Source organism: Haloterrigena turkmenica DSM 5511 (assembly GCF_000025325.1).
Classification (GTDB): Archaea; Halobacteriota; Halobacteria; order Halobacteriales; family Natrialbaceae; genus Haloterrigena; species Haloterrigena turkmenica.
Map to the genome: position 1 here is coordinate 3,452,184 of NC_013743.1, position 18,175 is coordinate 3,470,358.

Sequence of the window (18,175 nt, forward strand, 5' to 3'; positions counted from 1 at the left end):
GAGGTCGGTGGTTCGAACGAGTGCGTCGCAGCCTTAGTTCTCGCGGCGGAGTGCGAGCATGGCGGCGGCGAGCAGCGCGATGGCGGCGACAGCGACGCCGAAGCCGGGCGTGCCGTCGTCCGAGCTCTCGGAGTCGTCGGAGTCGTCCGAGCTGTCGGAGCTGTCAGAGTCGTCCGAGCTGTCGGAGCTGTCGGAGTCGTCGGAGTTGTCCGAGTCGTCGGAGTCGTCCGAGTCGTCAGAGTCGTCCGAGTCGTCAGAGTCGTCCGAGTCGTCAGTCTGCTCGTTGACGGTCAGCGTACCGGACTCGTCACCAACGGACCACGCGACGTCGCCCGCTTCGTCGGTGGGGAGGTCGAAGGAGACAGTGTCAGAGGCGCCAGCGTCGAGCGTGACGTTCTGGGTGCGTTCCTCACCGTTGATCGTCGCGGTGACCGTGGTGGTACCTTCGACGTCGCCGGTGTTCTCGACGGTCACGTCGAGGGTGGCGTCGTCGCCAACGGTGACGTTGTCAGGTGCGCTGACGTCCGTGGTTTCGAACGAAGCCTCTGCAGGCTCGTCGCCTGCGACGAGGACTGCGTTCCGACGGTCGCCGTCGTAGTCGCTACCTTGAATGTCGAGCGTGAATTCGAAGCCAGGCTCGTACTCGCTCAGGTTGAACTCAGCGGCGAATTCGCCGTTCTCGAGTTCGACCTGCTGCGTCAGGAGCTCGTTGGCTTCGTCGCTACGGAGGGAAACAGTGTACTCCGCACCGTCTGCGGCGGTACCTTCGCCCATGATGGCGACCGTACCGTCGTCCTGCTGTTCGATCTCGAATTGACCGTCCGCGTTCGCTTCGTGAGCGAAGTCGACCGTGCGGTCAGTCACTTCGAACTGCGTTCCGACATCGAAGGCGTAGTCGTCCTCGTAGTCCTCGGCGTCGAAGTACTTGTTCTCGTTAGCGTCGAGGAGGAGCGAAACGTCGTAGGCCTCGTCGACACTGACGTTTGCGTTAGACGTGTCGATAGCGACCGTGTACGTACCTGCGTCCTCGTCCCAGGCCATACTAACGCCGCTGTCACTCTCGTCCAGCGTCATGGGCTCCTGGTTCAGGGCCGCTTCGCTCTCCTCAATGATTGCGCTCCAACCATTGTCGGAATCGTTCGAATCATTGTCGGCGTAATCGCCGTTAAAGCCAACGCCCTCGTAGATGACGATAACCGTGTCGCCTTCCGCGACCACGTTTCCGCTCGTCGTTCGGACGTCGTCAGGGTTGGTGTTACCAGCGGTGAAGGTGTCGCCAGTTACGTACGTACCTTCAAGCGAAGGCTCTTCGTGAGAATTCACGTCGAGCGTGCCGATAGCCGACGCGATGCCGGTAGTGAGGTCGAGTTCCATGCCGTACTCGCCCGTCGCGAGTTTGTCACGGGCGATGTCCTGACTCACATTGACGTTCTCAACATCACCGCTGAGAACCTCGCTGGTGTTCGAACCAGGTGCGGACGTATCGACCGTCACGGTGGCGGTGTTGCTGTTTTCGGGGTTGATAACAGTTGCGTTCACTTCGAAACCAACGTCCTCGCCACCGAGGACGAGCTCTGCGTCGTCAGCGGTGTTCTGGAAGTTGATCTTGAGGTCAACTTTATCGCCTTCGTTGACCGAAGTGACGGAGTTCTCGAAGTCGATGTTAACGGAGCCCTTCTCCGCGACAGACACCGTAGCGGTGTCCGATGCGGTCGTGTCGACAACATTGATGTCGAACGTGTAGTCTCCGGTCTCGACGCTCTCGAAAGTGAGGTCCTGAAGCGCCTCAGTGTTCTCTGCATCCGGGATGACGACCGGGTCGTCATCGCTAGCGTCAGGGTCCTCAGAGACGTTGAAGAGCGTCGCGAGTTCGCTGTGGGTGAGACCATCAGCGTTGACCGTGACGTTGTACTGGTTGCGGAGGCTGGACTCAATACTCAGGTCAACCGAGTCGCTGTCACCGTTCGTGACGGTGTCTCCGCTGAAGCTAGCATCGACGTTCTGGACGACAACCTCGAAGGAGTTATCCGTCGAGATATTGTCACCGGTCAGTTCGTATTCACCGGTGTCGAGGTCTGCCGTGTCGAACGTGATGGTAGAGTTTGCGTCGGCCGTCTCAAGGACAACCGGACTACCGCCCTTGACGCGAATCTGGATATCGTCACCCTCTGTGACGTTTTCACCAGAGAGGTCGACCTGAACGGTCTGACCAGCGTAAACGAGTGAGTTGTCAAGGTCGTTAAGGGAAGTGTAGTTCGCATCCGGTTCATCTTCTGCCGCGGCCGCCCCGCCCGCAAACGCTGCGGACATGGCGAAAACCGACATCACCATAAGCGCGGCCAGGACGACTGCGCGTCCCTTTTCGCGATATGATGGTTCGTTATTGCGTGTCATTTAGTATTTATGTTCGTTGTCTGCTGTTTTGTGTGCGATTCGTCGGGGAAGCCCGATTTCGGCATGAACGCGCAGCCGTAATCGGGGCTTACCCCGGATGGGTAGGGGTAGTTCAGCATTAAGAGGTGTTTATAATAAGCTTTCTGGTCATTGGGCGTCAGACAACGAAATCGTAACCGGTCATTACACCGCTTCCGTCCGGTGTTTCTCCGTGTTAACGAGATCGGGTAAGTCTCGATAAGCAGGTGATACAGGTGGGTAGTCATATAAAAAGGACATCGGTGAATGGAATCCTATTTGGACGGAATCCGTACGTTCAATTCCTATAGAAAGTCGGCTTATACGGAATATTAACGTCTTATTCAGGTCGTAATTGAGACAGGGTGGAAACAATATAAAGACGGATCAGCTACCGACGCTGCTCTACGTGCGGGCGTGTGAAAAATACGATATCGCCGATCTTGCATTGCCATCGCTTCACGCATGACTGCGCTGCTCGAGCGCGCGTCTCAGGACCCGCAGATATGAACGGGCTGCGACCGAAACCCAGCCGCCAGTCGAACGTCCGATCCTGTGATGCCTACTAGCCACAGTCTGAGCGCGTCTGATCGAATCACGTGACCGTCGAGTCATTCGTAACGTTCTCGAGCGAACTCCAAACAGATCGAAGCACGACAACCGAGGCCGGCCGCTCGAGTTTCCGGTCCAGGGTCGCTGTTAGCCACCGACTCGAGGAACTGATCTCGAGCGATCGACTCACAGCGACAGAGCCATCCAACTCTTTATCAACCAGTACGCGGCGAACCCGTGGCGTGCCCGCCGATCCGCCACTCGAGTCTCGCACCCGCGCCGTCGCCCCCATCGTCGGCCTCCTCGCTCTCCTCGCGCTCACGGTCGTGCTGGCAGCCACCGTCGCCGTCGGGATGGGCTTCGCTGGCGGCGCCCTCCTCGAATCGAGCCCGAACGCCGCGTTCGACCTCGAGGCCGACGCCGATCGTTCGGAGCTGACCCTCGAGCACGTCGGCGGCGAGTCGATCAACGTCACTAACCTCGAACTCGAAATCGCGGTCAACGGGGACCGACTCGAGCACCAGCCGCCGGTGCCGTTCGTCGGCGCCCATGGATACCGGGGCGCGCCCAGCGGGCCGTTCAACCCCGAAACCGATCCGGAGTGGCGGGTCGGTGAGACGGCGACGCTCCGCGTTGCCGGAACGAACGATCCGGCGATCCAGTCGGGCGATACGGTGTCGGTCATGGTCGTCGTCGACGGCACTACTGTGACGAAACTCAAGACGACGGCGAACTGAAAGAACGCACGGAGCCGACGAGATCGACACCCAACGCGAGCGGACGGCGCCTTATTCGGGTGCGCGACCGATCGTCGTAATCGCGACTTCGGGCTCGTACGACGGCCCCATGAAGGCGTGTTTGACGTCCTCGAAGCCGGCCCGCTTGAACATGCGGTCGGCCTCGTACTCGTCGTAGAAGAGCATAATGGAGTCGGCCAGCAGCTGGCTGACGACGTTGTCGGGATAGTTCGGGCCGACGACGAGCACCTGCCCGCCGGGTTTCAGCACGCGGCGGAACTCCCGCAGCGCGAGGATCGGGTTCGGCCAGTACTCGATCGAGCCCGACGACCAGACGACGTCGAACGTGTCGGTCGCGAAGGGGAGGCGTTCGGCGTCCCCGCGGTGGAAGTGGACCGGCGGGGAACGTTTCCCGAACTTCGCGTAGGCCTGCTCGAGCTGGTGTTCGCTCTGGTCGAGCGCGTACACTTCGTCGACGTGCTCGAGCAGTCCCTCGGTCGCGAAACCGGTGCCACAGCCGACGTCTAGAACCGTCATTTCGGACTCGAGGTCCAGCAGGTCGAGCGCCGCAGTACGCATCTCCTCGTTCCAGATAAAGGGGTTGACCTGGTCGTAGACCTTCGAGAGGTACTTATAGAACAGTCGCGCCCGAGCCTTGTTCTCGAGGATTCCCATTAACGGCTGCTTTCGCACCGACCGGGATATGTCTACTGTTCGGCCGGTCGCCGCCGCCGAGTAATCGACGACTTCGAGCCGATTGGAGCCGAACGGTGGCTGACGCTCTTTCGCAACTACCATATACGCGCTCTGGCAAACGTTCAAGCGCTTAGAGTATGCCGAGGCCAGAGGTTCTCGAACGAATACAGTCGGCGGAGGAGGAAGCCGACGAGATCGTCGCATTGGCAGAGAACGACCGCGACGAGCGAATCACCGAGGCCCGGGAACGAGCCGAGGAAATTCGCTCGGAAGCGGAACGGGAGGCGCGCGAGCTCAAGGAGCAGCGCCTCGAGGAGGCGCGCGAAGAGATCGACGCCGAGTGTGAACGCATCCTCGAAGAGGGCGAGCAGGAGCGAGAGGCGCTCGCGGGTCTCGCCCGGGATCGGGTCGACGAAGTGACCGATCACGTCGTCGAACTGTTCCAGGAGGACATTCATGCTCAGACCTAAACAGATGAGCAAGGTCTCGGTGACCGGCTCCAAGGGCGTCATGCCCACGGTCATCGAGACGATCCACGAACTGAACCTGATCCACCTCTCGGACTACGACGGCTCCTGGGCGGGGTTCGATAACGGAAACCCGATCGAGGGCGCCGACGAGGCGTCCGAGAAGCTGGTGACCGTTCGCTCCCTCGAGAGCTCCCTGGAGCTGTCCGACGAGGACGTCGACCCGAGAGTCCTCGAGGACGACTGGGAACAGCGACTCGAGGAGGTCCGCGAGCGAGTCACCGAACTCGACGACCGCCGCGGAGCGGTCAACGACGACCTGCGGGCGGTCAACGAGAAGATCGATCGCGTCGAGCCGTTCGCCGAGCTCGGAATCGACCTCGACCTGCTGTCCGGCTACGAGACGGTCGACGTCGTCGTCGGCGAGGGGAACGTCGGTGCGATCGAAGACGCCGTCGCGGCGTCGGACGACATCCGCGCCTTCGAGACGTTTACCGGCGGTGACGTCGTGGCCATCGTAGCCGCGCCTACCGAGGACGCCGACGAGGGCGCCCTCGAGGACGCGCTGGTCGGGATCGAGTTCTCGCGCCACGAGGTTCCCGAGACTGAACAGAGCCCGAGCGCGTACGTCAACGAACTCGAAGAGCGACAACAGGAGCTCGAGTACGAACTCGAGGAGATCGACGCGGAACTCGAGCAGCTCAAGGCGAACCACGGCGAGTTCCTGCTTCGCGTCGAAGAGCGGCTGACAATCGAGGTCCAGCAGGCGGAAGCGCCCCTGCAGTTCGCGACGACCGATCGCGCGTTCGTCGCGGAGGGGTGGCTCCCGACCGAGGAGTACGATCGCCTCGTCGCCGGACTGAACGACGCGGTCGGCGACAGCGTCGAGGTCGAAGAACTCGAGCGGGCGGACTACGACCGCCACGGCGCCCACACCCACACGGAAGAGATCCAGAAGGGGGCCGAAGCCGGCGCCGAGGACGAGTCGTCCCCCGCCGCGACCGACGAGGACGAGCAACAGCAAAAGGCCGTCACCGACGGCGGATCGGCGGTCACGATGGGCGACGAGCCCCCGACGATTCAAGACAACACGGGACCGGCGAAACCGTTCGAGGTGCTGGTCCAGGCGGTCAACCGTCCGAAGTACAGCGAGCTCGATCCGACGATCTTCCTGTTCCTGACGTTCCCGGCCTTCTTCGGCTTCATGATCGGTGACGTCGGGTACGGGATCATGTACATGGCCATCGGCGCATACATGGTCACGCAGTTCGACAGCGACGGGATCACCAGCCTGGGCGGCGTCGCCATCTGGGCCGGTGCGTTCACCGTCCTGTTCGGGATCATCTACGGCGAGATCTTCGGACTACACGTGCTCGGAGAAGTGCTCTGGCACGACATGCTCCACTCGGAGCTCTTCCCGCTGAACAAGGGGCTCGAGCCAGCAGCCGGTGACTTCGCGCTCGGCTGGATGGTCGTGAGCGTGCTCGCCGGGATCGTCCACCTGAACATCGGGTACATCCTGGACTTCTACGAGAACCTCAGCCACGGCGTCAAAGACGCCGTCCTGCACAGCGGGACGTGGATCCTGATGCTCAACGGCGTCTGGATCTGGATCTTCTCGCAGCAGGCCCGAGCGTCGAAGCCGGACTTCCTGTTCACGACGTTCGCGAGCGACGGGCCGTTCCCGATCGGTTTCACCGGGTTCCCGGAGTGGGTACTCATGACGATTCCGCTGGGGATCACCGACTTCCCGCTCTCGGCGCCGCTACTCGTCTTCCTGATCGGGTTCGTCCTGCTCATCGTCAGCGAACCCGTCGAGGCGATCGAGGCGCTCGACGTCGTCGTCAACGTCTTCTCGTACACCCGAATGGGCGCAGTGTTGCTCGCGAAGGCCGGCATGGCGTTCGTGGTCAACCTGCTGTTCTTCGGCGGGTACGAGGACCCCGACGGCGCGTTCCACTTCCTGCGGAACCACGAGCCGAGCTACGTCTCCGAACACTACGGCGAGGGCGCCGAGGTCATCTTCGGCGGCCTCATGCACTCGGGGACCGCAGCGCTCATCGGTGGCCTCGTCATTCTCATCGTCGGACACATCGTCGTGCTAGCGCTTGGCGTGACAAGCGCCGGCTTACAGGCTGTGCGCCTCGAGTACGTCGAATTCTTTAACAAGTTTTATGAAGGCGGTGGGAAGAACTACGAACCGTTCGGACACGATCGAACTCACACGGAGGACTACTAACAATGGCAATTGAGAACGCAGCAGTTGACGCTGGTATCGCACTTCAGCAGACCGTCGAAGAGAGTCCGTTCCTGACCGATGCGGGCGCGGCCGCCCTCGCCGTCGGCCTCGCCGCACTGGCATCCGGCTATGCAGAGCGTGGTATCGGTGCGGCTGCGGTCGGTGCGCTCGCCGAGGACGACAGCCTGTTCGTTCAGGGCCTGATCATGACCGTGCTTCCGGAAACGCTCGTGATCCTGGCGCTGGTCGTCGTCTTCATCGTCGGATAACCACCGCGACCCTTCTCTTACAATGAGTTTGGACACAGTCGTAGAAGACATTCGAGAAGAGGCCCACGCGCGTGCGGAGGATATCCGCGCTGAGGGCGAAGCGCGCGCTGACGAGATCGAATCGGCCGCCGAGGAGGACGCCGAGGAGATTCGCGCGGAGGCCGAGCGGGAGGCCGACCGCGAGGTCGAGCAGTTGCGCGAACAGCGCCTCTCCAGCGCGAAGCTGGAGGCGAAACAGAAGCGCCTGGAGGCCCGCCGCGACGTCCTCAGCGACGTCCGCGAGGAGGTCGAAGACGAACTCGCCGCCCTCGTTGGGGACACCCGCGAGGAGCTGACGCGTGCGCTCCTCGAGGGCGCCAGCGACGAGTTCGACGAGGGCGACGACGTCAACGTCTACGGCCGCGCCGACGACGAGGAGCTGATCGAGTCGATCCTCGCCGACTACGACGGCTACGAGTACGCCGGCGAGTACGATTGCCTCGGCGGCGTCGTCGTCGAGAGCGACCAGTCTCGGGTTCGGGTCAACAACACGTTCGACTCGGTGCTCGAGGACGTCTGGGAAGACAACCTCCGGGAGATCAGTAACCGACTCTTCGAGCAATGAGCGCAGGTGCCTCGAATCCGGAATACGTGAACGCTCGCGTGCGGTCCCGACGAGCGTCGCTGTTCGCGGACGAAGACTATCGGAAGCTGGTCCGGATGGGGCCGAGCGAGATCGCGCGGTTCATGGAGGAGACGGAGTACGAGCGCGAGATCAACGCGCTCGGTGCGCGGTTCTCGGGCGTCGACCTGATCGAGTACGCCCTGAACCGCAACCTCGCGAAACACTTCCAGGATCTGCTGGACTGGTCGGAGGGTCGCCTCTACGACCACATCGCCCGGTATCTCCGGAAGTTCGACGTCTGGAACCTGAAGACGGTCTTCCGCGGGATCTACACCGACAGCGAGCCCGAGGAGGTCCGGACGGACCTGATCCGGGCCGGCGAACTCGAGGACGCGACGATCGATCGCCTCCTCGAGACCGACTCCATCGAGGACGCGATCGAGTTCCTGCGCGGTACGAGTTACTACGAGCCCCTGACCGAGGCCTACGCGGAGTTCGAGGATCACGGCGCACTCGTTCCGCTCGAGAACGCCCTCGACCGGGAGTTCTACGAGAACCTGCTCGCGGACGTTTCGCGGGGCCCGAGCGCCGAACCTCAGGAGGGGCCGGAGGCGAAATACGTCGAGTTCCTGCAAGCGGAAATCGACTTCCGGAACGTCCGGAACGCCCTGCGGCTGGCCCGCAGCGGAGCGGATCTCGATCCCGCGGCCTACTACATCGACGGCGGCGTCCTGTTCGATCGGACGGATCTGAGTCGGCTCGTCGGCGATTACGACGCGCTCGTCGACCACATCGCCGAGAACAAACGCTACGGCGACCGCCTCTCGGGGGCGCTGGAACGGCTCCGCGACGCTGACAGCCTTATCCAGTTCGAGCACGCACTAGACGCTGCGTTGCTCGAGTACGCCGATACGCTCTCGAGCATCTACCCGACCTCCGTTTCGGCCGTGCTCTCGTACATCCTCGCGAAGGAGCGCGAGGTCGAGAACATCCGTGCGATCGCGCGCGGTCGAGAGGTCGGTCTCGACGAAACCGAGATCGAAGAGGAGCTGGTGATCCTATGAGCCAGGAAATCGCAGTCGTCGGCAGTCCGGAGTTCACGACCGGCTTCCGCCTCGCGGGGGTCCGCCGCTTCGAGAACGTCCCGGACGACGAGAAGGACGAGCGACTGGACGAGGCGGCGACGGCGGCCCTCGAAGACGAGGGTGTCGGCATCGTCGTCATGCACGACGACGACCTCGAGCACCTGTCGCGCAACGTGCGCCAGGAAGTCGAGACGAGCGTCGAACCGGTCGTCGTCACGATCGGGAGCGGAACCGGTGGCGGCGGACTGCGCGAGCAGATCAAACGCGCGATCGGTATCGACCTGATGGACGAGGACGAACAATAAACTATGAGCCAGGCAGAAGACATCGAATCCGTCGACGAAGACGGTGTAATCGAAAGCGTGAGCGGTCCGGTCGTGACCGCCACGGACCTCGACGCCCGGATGAACGACGTCGTCTACGTCGGCGACGAAGGACTGATGGGCGAGGTCATCGAGATCGAAGGGAACCTGACCACCATTCAGGTCTACGAGGAAACCTCCGGCGTCGGCCCGGGCGAACCCGTCCAGAACACGGGCGAACCCCTGAGCGTCGACCTCGGACCCGGCATGCTGGACTCCATCTACGACGGTGTCCAGCGCCCGCTCGACGTTCTCGAGGGGAAGATGGGAACGGCGTTCTTAGACCGCGGGGTCGACGCCCCGGGGATCGACCTCGAGAAGCAGTGGGAGTTCACCCCCAAGGTCGAGCCCGGTGACGAGGTCGAGCCCGGCGACATCGTCGGCGTCGTCGAGGAGACCGTCACCATCGACCACAAGGTCATGGTGCCGCCGGACTACGAGGGCGGCGAAGTCACCACCGTCGGTGACGGCGAGTTCACGGTCGAGGAGACCGTCGTCGAACTCGACAACGGCGAGGAGATCCAGATGCACCAGGAGTGGCCGGTCCGAGAGGCCCGCCCCGCCGGTGACAAGGAGACGCCGACCGAGCCGCTGGTGACGGGCCAGCGCGTCCAGGACGGTCTTTTCCCGCTCGCGAAGGGCGGGACGGCGGCGATTCCCGGGCCGTTCGGCTCCGGGAAGACCGTCACCCAGCAGCAACTCGCCAAGTGGTCCGACGCGGACATCGTCGTCTACATCGGCTGTGGCGAGCGCGGCAACGAGATGACCGAGGTTATCGAGGACTTCCCGGAACTGCCGGACCCACAGACCGGGAACCCGCTGATGGCTCGGACCTGCCTCATCGCCAACACGTCGAACATGCCCGTCGCGGCCCGCGAGTCCTGTATCTACACGGGAATCACGATCGCGGAGTACTACCGCGACATGGGCTACGACGTCGCGCTGATGGCCGACTCCACCTCCCGGTGGGCCGAGGCCATGCGCGAGATCTCTTCCCGACTCGAGGAGATGCCCGGCGAAGAGGGGTACCCCGCGTACCTCGCCGCTGCGCTCTCGGAGTTCTACGAGCGCGCCGGCAAGTTCCAGCTGATGAACGGCGGCGAAGGGTCGATTTCGGTCGTCGGGGCGGTCTCGCCGCCGGGCGGCGACTTCTCCGAGCCGGTCACCCAGAACACGCTGCGTATCGTCAAGACGTTCTGGGCGCTTGACGCCGACCTCGCGGAGCGTCGGCACTTCCCCTCGATTAACTGGAACGAGTCCTACTCGCTGTACAAGGACCAGCTCGACCCGTGGTGGGAGTCGAACGTCGCCGGCGACTGGGCGGAGACCCGCCAGTGGGCGGTCGACGTGTTAGACGAGGAAGGCGAGCTCCAGGAGATCGTTCAGCTCGTCGGTAAGGACGCGCTGCCGGAAGACCAGCAGCTGACCCTCGAGGTCGCTCGCTTCCTCCGTGAAGCGTGGCTCCAGCAGAACGCGCTCCACGACGTCGACACCTACTGCGAACCCGAGAAGACCTACCGGATGCTCGAGGCCATCAAGACGTTCAACGACGAGGCCTTCAACGCGCTCGAGGCCGGCGTCCCGGTCGAGGAGATCACGGACGTCGACGCCGCCCCGCGGCTCAACCGGATGGGCACCGCCGAGGAGTGGGAATCGTTCATCGAGGAGATCGAGAACGACCTCCAGGAACAACTGCGAGCACTGTACTAACAATGAAAGAGTACCAGACAATCACGGAAATCAGCGGTCCGCTGGTGTTCGCCGAGGTCGACGAACCGGTCGGTTACGACGAGATCGTCGAGATCGAGACCGAGGACGGGCGGACGCTGCGCGGCCAGGTGCTGGAATCGAGCGAAGGACTCGTCTCGATCCAGGTGTTCGAAGGCACTGGCGGGATCGACCGCAACGCCTCCGTTCGCTTCTTAGGCGAGACGATGAAGATGCCCGTCACCGAGGATCTGCTCGGGCGGGTGCTGGACGGCTCCGGGAACCCGATCGACGGCGGCCCGGAGATCGTCCCCGACGAACGACATGACATCGTCGGCAAAGCGATCAACCCCTACTCCCGGGAGTACCCCGAGGAGTTCATCCAGACGGGCGTCTCCGCCATCGACGGCATGAACACGCTGGTCCGCGGCCAGAAGCTCCCGATCTTCTCCGCGTCGGGGCTGCCCCACAACGACCTCGCGCTCCAGATCGCCCGACAGGCGACTGTGCCGGAGGAGGACGAGGGCGGCGACGGCGACGAGGGCTCCGAGTTCGCCGTCGTCTTCGGCGCGATGGGGATCACCGCCGAGGAGGCCAACGAGTTCATGGACGACTTCGAACGCACGGGCGCCCTCGAGCGCTCGGTCGTCTTCATGAACCTCGCGGACGACCCCGCAGTCGAGCGGCAGGTCACGCCGCGACTCGCCCTGACCACGGCCGAGTACCTGGCCTTCGAGAAGGATTACCACGTCTTGGTCATCCTGACGGACATGACCAACTACTGTGAGGCGCTGCGCGAGATCGGCGCCGCACGCGAGGAGGTCCCGGGCCGCCGTGGCTACCCCGGCTACATGTACACCGACCTGGCACAGCTCTACGAGCGCGCCGGTCGTATCGAGGGCAAGGAGGGATCGGTCACGCAGATTCCGATCCTGACGATGCCCGGCGACGACGAGACCCACCCGATTCCGGACCTGACCGGCTACATTACCGAGGGCCAGATCATGATGGATCGGGACCTCAACAGTCAGGGGATCGAACCGCCGGTCAACGTCCTGCCCAGCCTCTCGCGGCTGATGGACGACGGGATCGGCGAGGGCCTGACCCGCGCGGACCACGGCGACGTCTCCGACCAGATGTACGCCGCCTACGCGGAAGGTGAGGACCTGCGCGACCTCGTCAACATTGTCGGTCGCGAAGCGCTCTCCGAGCGCGACAACAAGTACCTCGACTTCGCCGACCGCTTCGAGGAAGAATTCGTCCAGCAGGGCTACGACACCAACCGCTCGATCGACGAGACGCTCGAGCTCGGCTGGGACCTGCTCTCGATGCTCCCACCGGAGGAGCTCAACCGGATCGACGAGGACCTCATCGAGGAGCACTACCGCGAAGAGGAGCCGGAAGCCGTTCAGGCCGACTGATCGGGCTTCGGCACCGCGTTCCGACCGTTTTCGGGTATTTTTCGACGACATCGACGCAACCGGAATCCCGCTCGACGACGCATTCGATCGCGCCGTAATCGCGTTCTCGAGTCGAGTTCGAGCCAGACCGCTGCCCGATTCGAGCCACTGACGTCTTTCTCTATCGATGCGCGGACCGTTCCGTAACTCGACCGTCGCTGTCGGCCACTGATTCTCACATAGTACACCGGTAGCTGGTGCCGCTGGAACCGACGTCACGTGGAGCGACTCGCTCCGAGATTCGAACCGGCTGAGCGGAGGCAATCGAGACCGTCGCTCGCTCCCGCGGTCCGGATCGAACCGAAATGAACTTAATTATCGTTAATGTCGTATACCGCATATGCACAAGCCACTGCTCGTGACGGACTTCCTCGACCGGGCGCGCAACCATTACGGAGACGAGGAAGCCGTCGTCGCCACGACGGGGGAGCGGTACACGTACGGCGAGCTCGGCGAGCGAGCCGATCGATTCTCGGCGGCGCTGCAGGAGCGGGGCATCGAGAAGGGCGACCGCGTCGCGGTGCTCGATCCCAACACCCACTACCACCTCGAGGCGGCCTACGGGAGCATGCAACTCGGCGCGGTGCACACGCCGCTGAACTACCGGTTGACGTCCGACGACTTCTCGTACATGCTCGAGGACGCGGAGGTCGACGCCATCTACGCCGACTACGACTTCGCCGACAAGATCGAGCCGATCCGCGACGAGGTGCCGACGGAGACGTTCATCACGAACGACGCCGACGCGGTGGAGGGCGAGTGGGAGGAGTTCGACGCGGTGCTCGAGGACGCGGGCACCGAGTACGACCGCCCCGAGATGAACGAAGACGAAATCATCACGATGAACTACACCTCGGGGACGACGGGCGACCCGAAGGGAGTCTGTCGGACCCACCGCTCGGAGACGCTCCACGCCTATCTGATCACGGCCCACCAGGAGCTGCGCGACGACGACGTCTACCTCTGGACGCTACCGATGTTCCACGTCAACGGCTGGGGCCACATCTACGCCGTGACGGGGATCGGCGCGAAACACGTCTGCACGCGCGGCGTCGACGCCGGGGACATCTTCGAGGCGGTGCAGACGGAGGACGTCTCGTACATGTGCGGCGCGCCGACGGTGTTGAACATGCTGATCGACTACTACGAGGAACACGATCCGGAGACGACCGGAGCCAACGACGTCCGCATCGCGACCGCCGGATCAGCGCCGCCAGAGGCCACCATCCGCACCGTCGAGGACGAGTTCGGCTGGTACCTGAAACACGTCTACGGCGCGACCGAGACGGGACCGCTGATCACCACCTCCGACGCCCGCCGGACGTTCGACGACGACGATTTGGACCGGTTCGCGATCAAGAAACGCCAGGGACTGGGCTATCTCGGCACCGAGATCCGCGTCGTCGACGAGGACGGCAACGACGTCGACCGCGACGACGCCTCGATCGGCGAGATCGTCGTCCGCGGCAATCAGGTCATGGAGAAGTACTGGAACAAGCCCGAGGAGACCGAAGAGGCGTTCAACGACCGCGTCGAGGGCTACTACCACACCGGCGACCTCGCCGTCGTCGACGAACACGGGATGATCTCCATCCAGGACCGCAAGAAGGACATTATCATCTCCGGCGGCGAGAACATCTCGAGCATCGAACTCGAGGACACGCTGTTCGACCACCCAGAGGTCTCGGACGTGGCCGTCATCCCGGCGCCAAGCGACGAGTGGGGCGAGACGCCGAAGGCCTTCGTCGTGCCGAGTAACGGCGATCCCGACGACCCGAGCGTGACCCGCGACGAACTCGTCGAGTTCACTCGCGACAACCTCGCGGGCTACAAGGTCGTTCGAGAAGTCGAGTTCGTCGAGGAACTGCCGACGACGGCGACCGGCAAGATCCAGAAGTACGAACTCCGCCAGGAGGAGTGGGAAGACGAGGATCGGATGGTGGGTCAGGGCTAACCGGTTCGGTCTCACCGGACTCGGTCCGCAGGTGTTCCCGAATGGTCGCGCAGAACTAACTACTGCCAGCGATCATCGCGGTCCGACTCGTCCGAGCGGGTTCCCCACTGCTCGTCTCGCTCCGTCGAGGATCGATCGTCGGTCCGTGGCCGCCGGTCGGATTCTTCCTCGTGGTCGTCGGTAGCTGTCTTCGCGCTCGTCGCCGGATCGTCACTCGAGTCGGCTCCCGACGTTCCTCGACCGCCGCGTTCCGTCGCGATCCGTTCGGCTTCCGCGCGGTCGACGACGGTCGGGTCCGACGTCTCGCTCTCGATCGCGATCCACAGGAGGAGCGGGATCGCGATCGCGAACAGGAGGAAGACGAGGATGACAGCGCCGGACATCATTGGTCGCTCCGACGGGTCGCGAGCACAAAATATTTGTCCTCTAACACGAATGCAGACGTATGAAAGGCGACGACCGCGGCTGCCCCAAGTGCGATCACACGGGGACCGAGATCGACGAGATCGCGACGAGCGGGACCGGGCTATCGAAGCTTTTCGATATACAGAACCGCCAATTCATGGTCGTGAGCTGTACGAACTGCGGCTACTCCGAACTCTATCGCGGCCAGTCGACGGGGAATATGGTCGACCTCTTTCTCGGGTAGTACCGGGTGCCGAGCCGAGTCGGCTCGTCCCCCAGTCGTAAACGGGACCCGACGGGCACTACGGGGCTCTCCCGTCGGCCGATACCCGCCAAAACTGTAAACAGTTATCCGACTGGGGGCGCAAACCCTCCACAAGATGGCCAAGGACGTCAAGCCCACCCGCAAGAACCTGATGGAGATCGAGGATCGGATCGAACTCTCCGAGCGGGGACACGGGACGCTCGAGAAGAAACGGGACGGGCTGATCATGGAGTTCATGGACATCCTGGACAAGGCCCAGGACGTCCGCGGGGACCTCGCACAGGACTACGAGGACGCCCAGAAGAAGATCAACATGGCCCGAGCCATGGAGGGCGACGTCGCGGTCCGCGGGGCCGCCGCCGCGCTGCAGGAACACCCCGAGATCACCACCGAATCGAAGAACATCATGGGCGTGGTCGTGCCCCAGATCGAGTCCTCGCGAGTCTCGAAGAGCCTCGATCAGCGGGGCTACGGGATCATGGGCACTTCCGCCCGCATCGACGAGGCCGCCGAGGCCTACGAGGACCTCCTCGAGAGCATCATCCTCGCCGCCGAGGTCGAGACGGCGATGAAGAAGATGCTCCGGGAGATCGAGACCACCAAGCGCCGCGTCAACGCTCTCGAGTTCAAACTCCTGCCTGACCTCTACGAAGGCCAGGAATACATCGAGCAAAAACTCGAGGAGCAGGAACGTGAGGAGACGTTCCGCCTGAAGAAGATCAAGGAGAAGAAAGAGCAGGCCGAGAAGGAAGAGCGGAAGGCCGAAGAAGAGGCGGAAGACGAAGTGGCTCCCGAGGACGAGGGCGGAGACACGGCCGAACCGGACATGGAGCAGTCGACTGCGGGCGGCGTTCCGGGCGGCGACTGATTGCCCTCCGTCCGCGCATCTCTCACGACTATGGCCTGCACGGCGTGTAGCTCACCGACGGTCGTCTTTTCGATCCCCGAGGAGTACCGCGAGCACGCGCCGGGAGAGTCGCCGGCCGGGTCGCTCTGTACCCGCTGTTTGAACGTCGATCCCGACGGGGGAAGCCCCCTCGAGGAACCGGATTTCTCTAGGGTCAGCGACGCGTATCCGACCGACCCCGACGCGGCGATTCCGCTGGCGCTCGCCGTGGCTCTGTGTTCGTCGCTCGCGACGAATCGGGCCGCGATCGAAGACCTTCTCGAGGCCGTCGAACGCGCGGGGACCGACCCGCTGCTCGCGCTCGACCGGCTGGTCGACGACCCCGACATCGAGCCGACGATCGACCTCGAGCGGCGCCGGCATCAACTCGAGCAACTGTTGTACTAATTTCCACCGCCCGTCAGCGTCGGTGACCCCGGGTACTCCGTACGGGCCGATCTGGAACGGGACATCAGTTCGACTCGATCAGCATTGTTGATCGCGAAGGCAGCGACTATCGATCTTCGTTCACTCGAAAACGGCGACGACGACGGGCGTTACTTCGCGGTCGGCGTCACGTTGTCGCTGATCGCCTGCTTGACCTGCAGGGCGGCGCTGGCCGCCAGTCCGCGGGCCACCTCGTCGCGTTCGTCGGCGGTGATCACCGCGTCGCCGGCCGCGACCTCCTCTAAGTCGGGCGTGAAGCCGGCGCTGACGGCGTGGCCGATCGGCGGGCGGACGGCGACGGTGACCTGCGGGCCGGTCATGCTCTGGGAAACCTCGGAGTCGACGACGTATTCGTCGGGGAGGAAGTCACGGGTTCGAGCGGCGATTCGGGAGACGTCTCGGTGGAGGGAGCGTTTCTGGGTCCGCGAGAGGTCCGGAACGTCCGCCGCGGCACGCTGACCAGCACCCGTTTCTCCCGGCAGCCCGGCGTACGGCGTATTTCCGTTCATGAGAAGTGTGTACTGGTAGCAACGCACCGACGCATCAAAAGGATTCGCTTTCGGGAAATTCCGACAACGCGTCAACAGATCGGCTCGCTCTCGCCGTACACCGCGAGGACGATAGCAGTCGTGTGCTCGCCGGATTCGGCCCGCTGGCTCTCGACGGCTACCTGCGGATCGGCGAACTGCCAGTCCCGAAGTTCCTGACCGGCACGGAGTCCCTCGCGAACCCGGCGTTCGACGTCGGCCTGATCCGTCTCGCCGGCCGTCTCGTAGAACAGCCCCGGCCCCTCGGCCGATTGGGCCCACGCCAGCGCCGCGCTGACCCGTCCCGGTCCCGCAGTGGTGGCTCGAGCCTCGACGACGGTCAGTCGGTCGCCGACGGGGCCGAGGTCGGGCGCCGTCCCGACGGCCTCGACGTCGACGTCGGCCGGGATCACCGAGGAGACGGAAACCAGATTGTAGTTCTCGACACCGGCCTCGGCGAGCGCGGCGTCGTAGGAGGCCATCGCCGTCGGGGCCGAGGCGGACCCCCAGACGACTCGAATCGTGCTCATACCCGACTTTGGGACCGGACGGCGTAAGGCGTTGCGATCCGACGGTGGCTCGAGAGAGATACCCATTCAGTGGCCGTGAATGGAGCCCGAAAAAGTGAGGGCTCCGTGAGCCGGGGGAGGGCAGGCCGTCACACTGTTATTCACCGCGAGCGAGTGAAACGAGCGAGCGGGCCGACGACCGATGTGAGCGACTGTAAGGAGCGAACGGAGGGAGGTGTGTCTTCGTGAGCGGAGCGAGCGAAGGCTCGGAAGTCGCAGCCCGCGAACGGAGTGAGCGGGAACGTCTTCCGTTGCTTTTCATCAAAGCTGAGCGGGATCGAAGATCCCGCGAGGTCGTCGGCGCGAAGCGCCGACTGCAAGCGATTCCGAAGGAATCGCCCAGTCCAAAAGAGTGCGTAGCACTCTTTTGAGGATTTTCCCGAGGGCGCGGCTTTGCCGCGTCCGTGGTTCGAAAGACGCCTTCGGCGTCTTTCGTCATCAAGCGAGACCTCCGGTCTCGCGGACCTCGCGAATCGAAGATTCGCTCAGTCACGAGAGAGCTTCGCTCTCTCGAACGACAGAGCAAAGCTCT

Annotated in this window: 19 protein-coding genes and 1 pseudogene; 14 read left to right on the top strand and 6 right to left on the bottom strand. The window is 63.5% G+C overall.

Features of this window, described 5'->3' with window-relative positions:
- Positions 1-33: 33 nt before the first annotated feature.
- Positions 34-1,218 carry a BGTF surface domain-containing protein gene (locus HTUR_RS28040; protein WP_226377510.1) on the bottom strand — a complete coding sequence of 395 codons (1,185 nt, stop codon included), beginning with the start codon at positions 1,216-1,218 and terminating at the stop codon, positions 34-36.
- Between the two features lie 93 nt (positions 1,219-1,311).
- On the opposite strand from HTUR_RS28040, the gene HTUR_RS28045 reads away from it, so the two are divergent.
- Positions 1,312-2,226, top strand: coding sequence for a hypothetical protein (locus tag HTUR_RS28045; RefSeq protein WP_226377515.1), 915 nt, complete (start codon positions 1,312-1,314; stop codon positions 2,224-2,226).
- A 57-nt stretch (positions 2,227-2,283) separates the two neighbouring features.
- Here HTUR_RS28045 and HTUR_RS28660 read toward each other — a convergent pair.
- Positions 2,284-2,394: pseudogene (locus HTUR_RS28660) on the bottom strand (surface glycoprotein); the annotation flags it as partial.
- 812 nt (positions 2,395-3,206) lie between these two features.
- Here HTUR_RS28660 and HTUR_RS16470 point away from each other — a divergent pair.
- Complete coding sequence (locus HTUR_RS16470; RefSeq protein ID WP_012944466.1) at positions 3,207-3,701, top strand: type IV pilin; 495 nt, start codon at positions 3,207-3,209, stop codon at positions 3,699-3,701.
- 51 nt (positions 3,702-3,752) lie between these two features.
- On the opposite strand, the gene HTUR_RS16475 is transcribed toward HTUR_RS16470, so the two are convergent.
- Complete coding sequence (locus HTUR_RS16475) at positions 3,753-4,376, bottom strand: methyltransferase domain-containing protein (protein WP_012944467.1); 624 nt, start codon at positions 4,374-4,376, stop codon at positions 3,753-3,755.
- A gap of 158 nt (positions 4,377-4,534) precedes the next feature.
- On the opposite strand from HTUR_RS16475, the gene ahaH reads away from it, so the two are divergent.
- The 9 genes from ahaH to HTUR_RS16520 all read left to right on the top strand — a co-directional run bounded on the left by ahaH (position 4,535) and on the right by HTUR_RS16520 (position 14,544).
- Positions 4,535-4,867: an ATP synthase archaeal subunit H gene (gene ahaH, locus HTUR_RS16480; protein WP_012944468.1), complete on the top strand. Its 333-nt coding sequence runs from the start codon at positions 4,535-4,537 to the stop codon at positions 4,865-4,867.
- A complete protein-coding gene (locus tag HTUR_RS16485; protein ID WP_012944469.1) occupies positions 4,854-7,103 on the top strand; it encodes a V-type ATP synthase subunit I in 2,250 nt (749 codons plus the stop codon). Before ahaH ends, HTUR_RS16485 begins: the two co-directional genes overlap by 14 nt.
- 2 nt (positions 7,104-7,105) lie before the next feature.
- Entirely contained in the window at positions 7,106-7,372 is a 267-nt protein-coding gene (locus HTUR_RS16490) for a hypothetical protein (RefSeq protein WP_012944470.1), read from the top strand.
- A gap of 22 nt (positions 7,373-7,394) precedes the next feature.
- Positions 7,395-7,976, top strand: a complete 582-nt coding sequence (locus tag HTUR_RS16495; RefSeq protein WP_012944471.1) for a V-type ATP synthase subunit E — start codon at positions 7,395-7,397, stop codon at positions 7,974-7,976.
- Positions 7,973-9,040, top strand: a complete 1,068-nt coding sequence (locus HTUR_RS16500; protein WP_012944472.1) for a V-type ATP synthase subunit C — start codon at positions 7,973-7,975, stop codon at positions 9,038-9,040. The genes HTUR_RS16495 and HTUR_RS16500 overlap by 4 nt, the downstream gene beginning before the upstream one ends.
- On the top strand, positions 9,037-9,366 hold the full coding sequence (locus HTUR_RS16505) for a V-type ATP synthase subunit F (protein WP_012944473.1): 330 nt from the start codon (positions 9,037-9,039) through the stop codon (positions 9,364-9,366). The genes HTUR_RS16500 and HTUR_RS16505 overlap by 4 nt, the downstream gene beginning before the upstream one ends.
- Before the next feature lie 3 nt (positions 9,367-9,369).
- Entirely contained in the window at positions 9,370-11,133 is a 1,764-nt protein-coding gene (locus HTUR_RS16510) for an ATP synthase subunit A (protein ID WP_012944474.1), read from the top strand.
- A gap of 2 nt (positions 11,134-11,135) precedes the next feature.
- Positions 11,136-12,551, top strand: a complete 1,416-nt coding sequence (locus HTUR_RS16515; protein ID WP_012944475.1) for an ATP synthase subunit B — start codon at positions 11,136-11,138, stop codon at positions 12,549-12,551.
- Between the two features lie 379 nt (positions 12,552-12,930).
- Positions 12,931-14,544 carry a long-chain-fatty-acid--CoA ligase gene (locus HTUR_RS16520; RefSeq protein ID WP_012944476.1) on the top strand — a complete coding sequence of 538 codons (1,614 nt, stop codon included), beginning with the start codon at positions 12,931-12,933 and terminating at the stop codon, positions 14,542-14,544.
- Positions 14,545-14,603: 59 nt separating this feature from the next.
- On the opposite strand, the gene HTUR_RS16525 is transcribed toward HTUR_RS16520, so the two are convergent.
- Positions 14,604-14,930 carry a hypothetical protein gene (locus HTUR_RS16525; RefSeq protein WP_012944477.1) on the bottom strand — a complete coding sequence of 109 codons (327 nt, stop codon included), beginning with the start codon at positions 14,928-14,930 and terminating at the stop codon, positions 14,604-14,606.
- Between the two features lie 59 nt (positions 14,931-14,989).
- Between HTUR_RS16525 and HTUR_RS16530 the strand changes: the two genes are divergently transcribed.
- The 3 genes from HTUR_RS16530 (at position 14,990) to HTUR_RS16540 (ending at position 16,508) form a co-directional block, all read left to right on the top strand.
- Positions 14,990-15,193, top strand: a complete 204-nt coding sequence (locus tag HTUR_RS16530) for a zinc ribbon domain-containing protein (protein WP_012944478.1) — start codon at positions 14,990-14,992, stop codon at positions 15,191-15,193.
- A gap of 136 nt (positions 15,194-15,329) precedes the next feature.
- Positions 15,330-16,082 (top strand): V-type ATP synthase subunit D, encoded by a 753-nt coding sequence (locus HTUR_RS16535; protein WP_012944479.1) that lies wholly within the window; start codon positions 15,330-15,332, stop codon positions 16,080-16,082.
- Between the two features lie 30 nt (positions 16,083-16,112).
- The gene (locus tag HTUR_RS16540; RefSeq protein ID WP_012944480.1) at positions 16,113-16,508 is read left to right on the top strand and encodes a DUF6276 family protein; all 396 of its coding nucleotides are present in this window, start codon (positions 16,113-16,115) and stop codon (positions 16,506-16,508) included.
- A 149-nt stretch (positions 16,509-16,657) separates the two neighbouring features.
- On the opposite strand, the gene HTUR_RS16545 is transcribed toward HTUR_RS16540, so the two are convergent.
- Positions 16,658-17,056 carry a DUF5811 family protein gene (locus HTUR_RS16545; protein WP_008893744.1) on the bottom strand — a complete coding sequence of 133 codons (399 nt, stop codon included), beginning with the start codon at positions 17,054-17,056 and terminating at the stop codon, positions 16,658-16,660.
- Between the two features lie 71 nt (positions 17,057-17,127).
- Positions 17,128-17,604 carry a pyruvoyl-dependent arginine decarboxylase gene (locus HTUR_RS16550; RefSeq protein ID WP_012944481.1) on the bottom strand — a complete coding sequence of 159 codons (477 nt, stop codon included), beginning with the start codon at positions 17,602-17,604 and terminating at the stop codon, positions 17,128-17,130.
- Positions 17,605-18,175 lie beyond the last annotated feature (571 nt).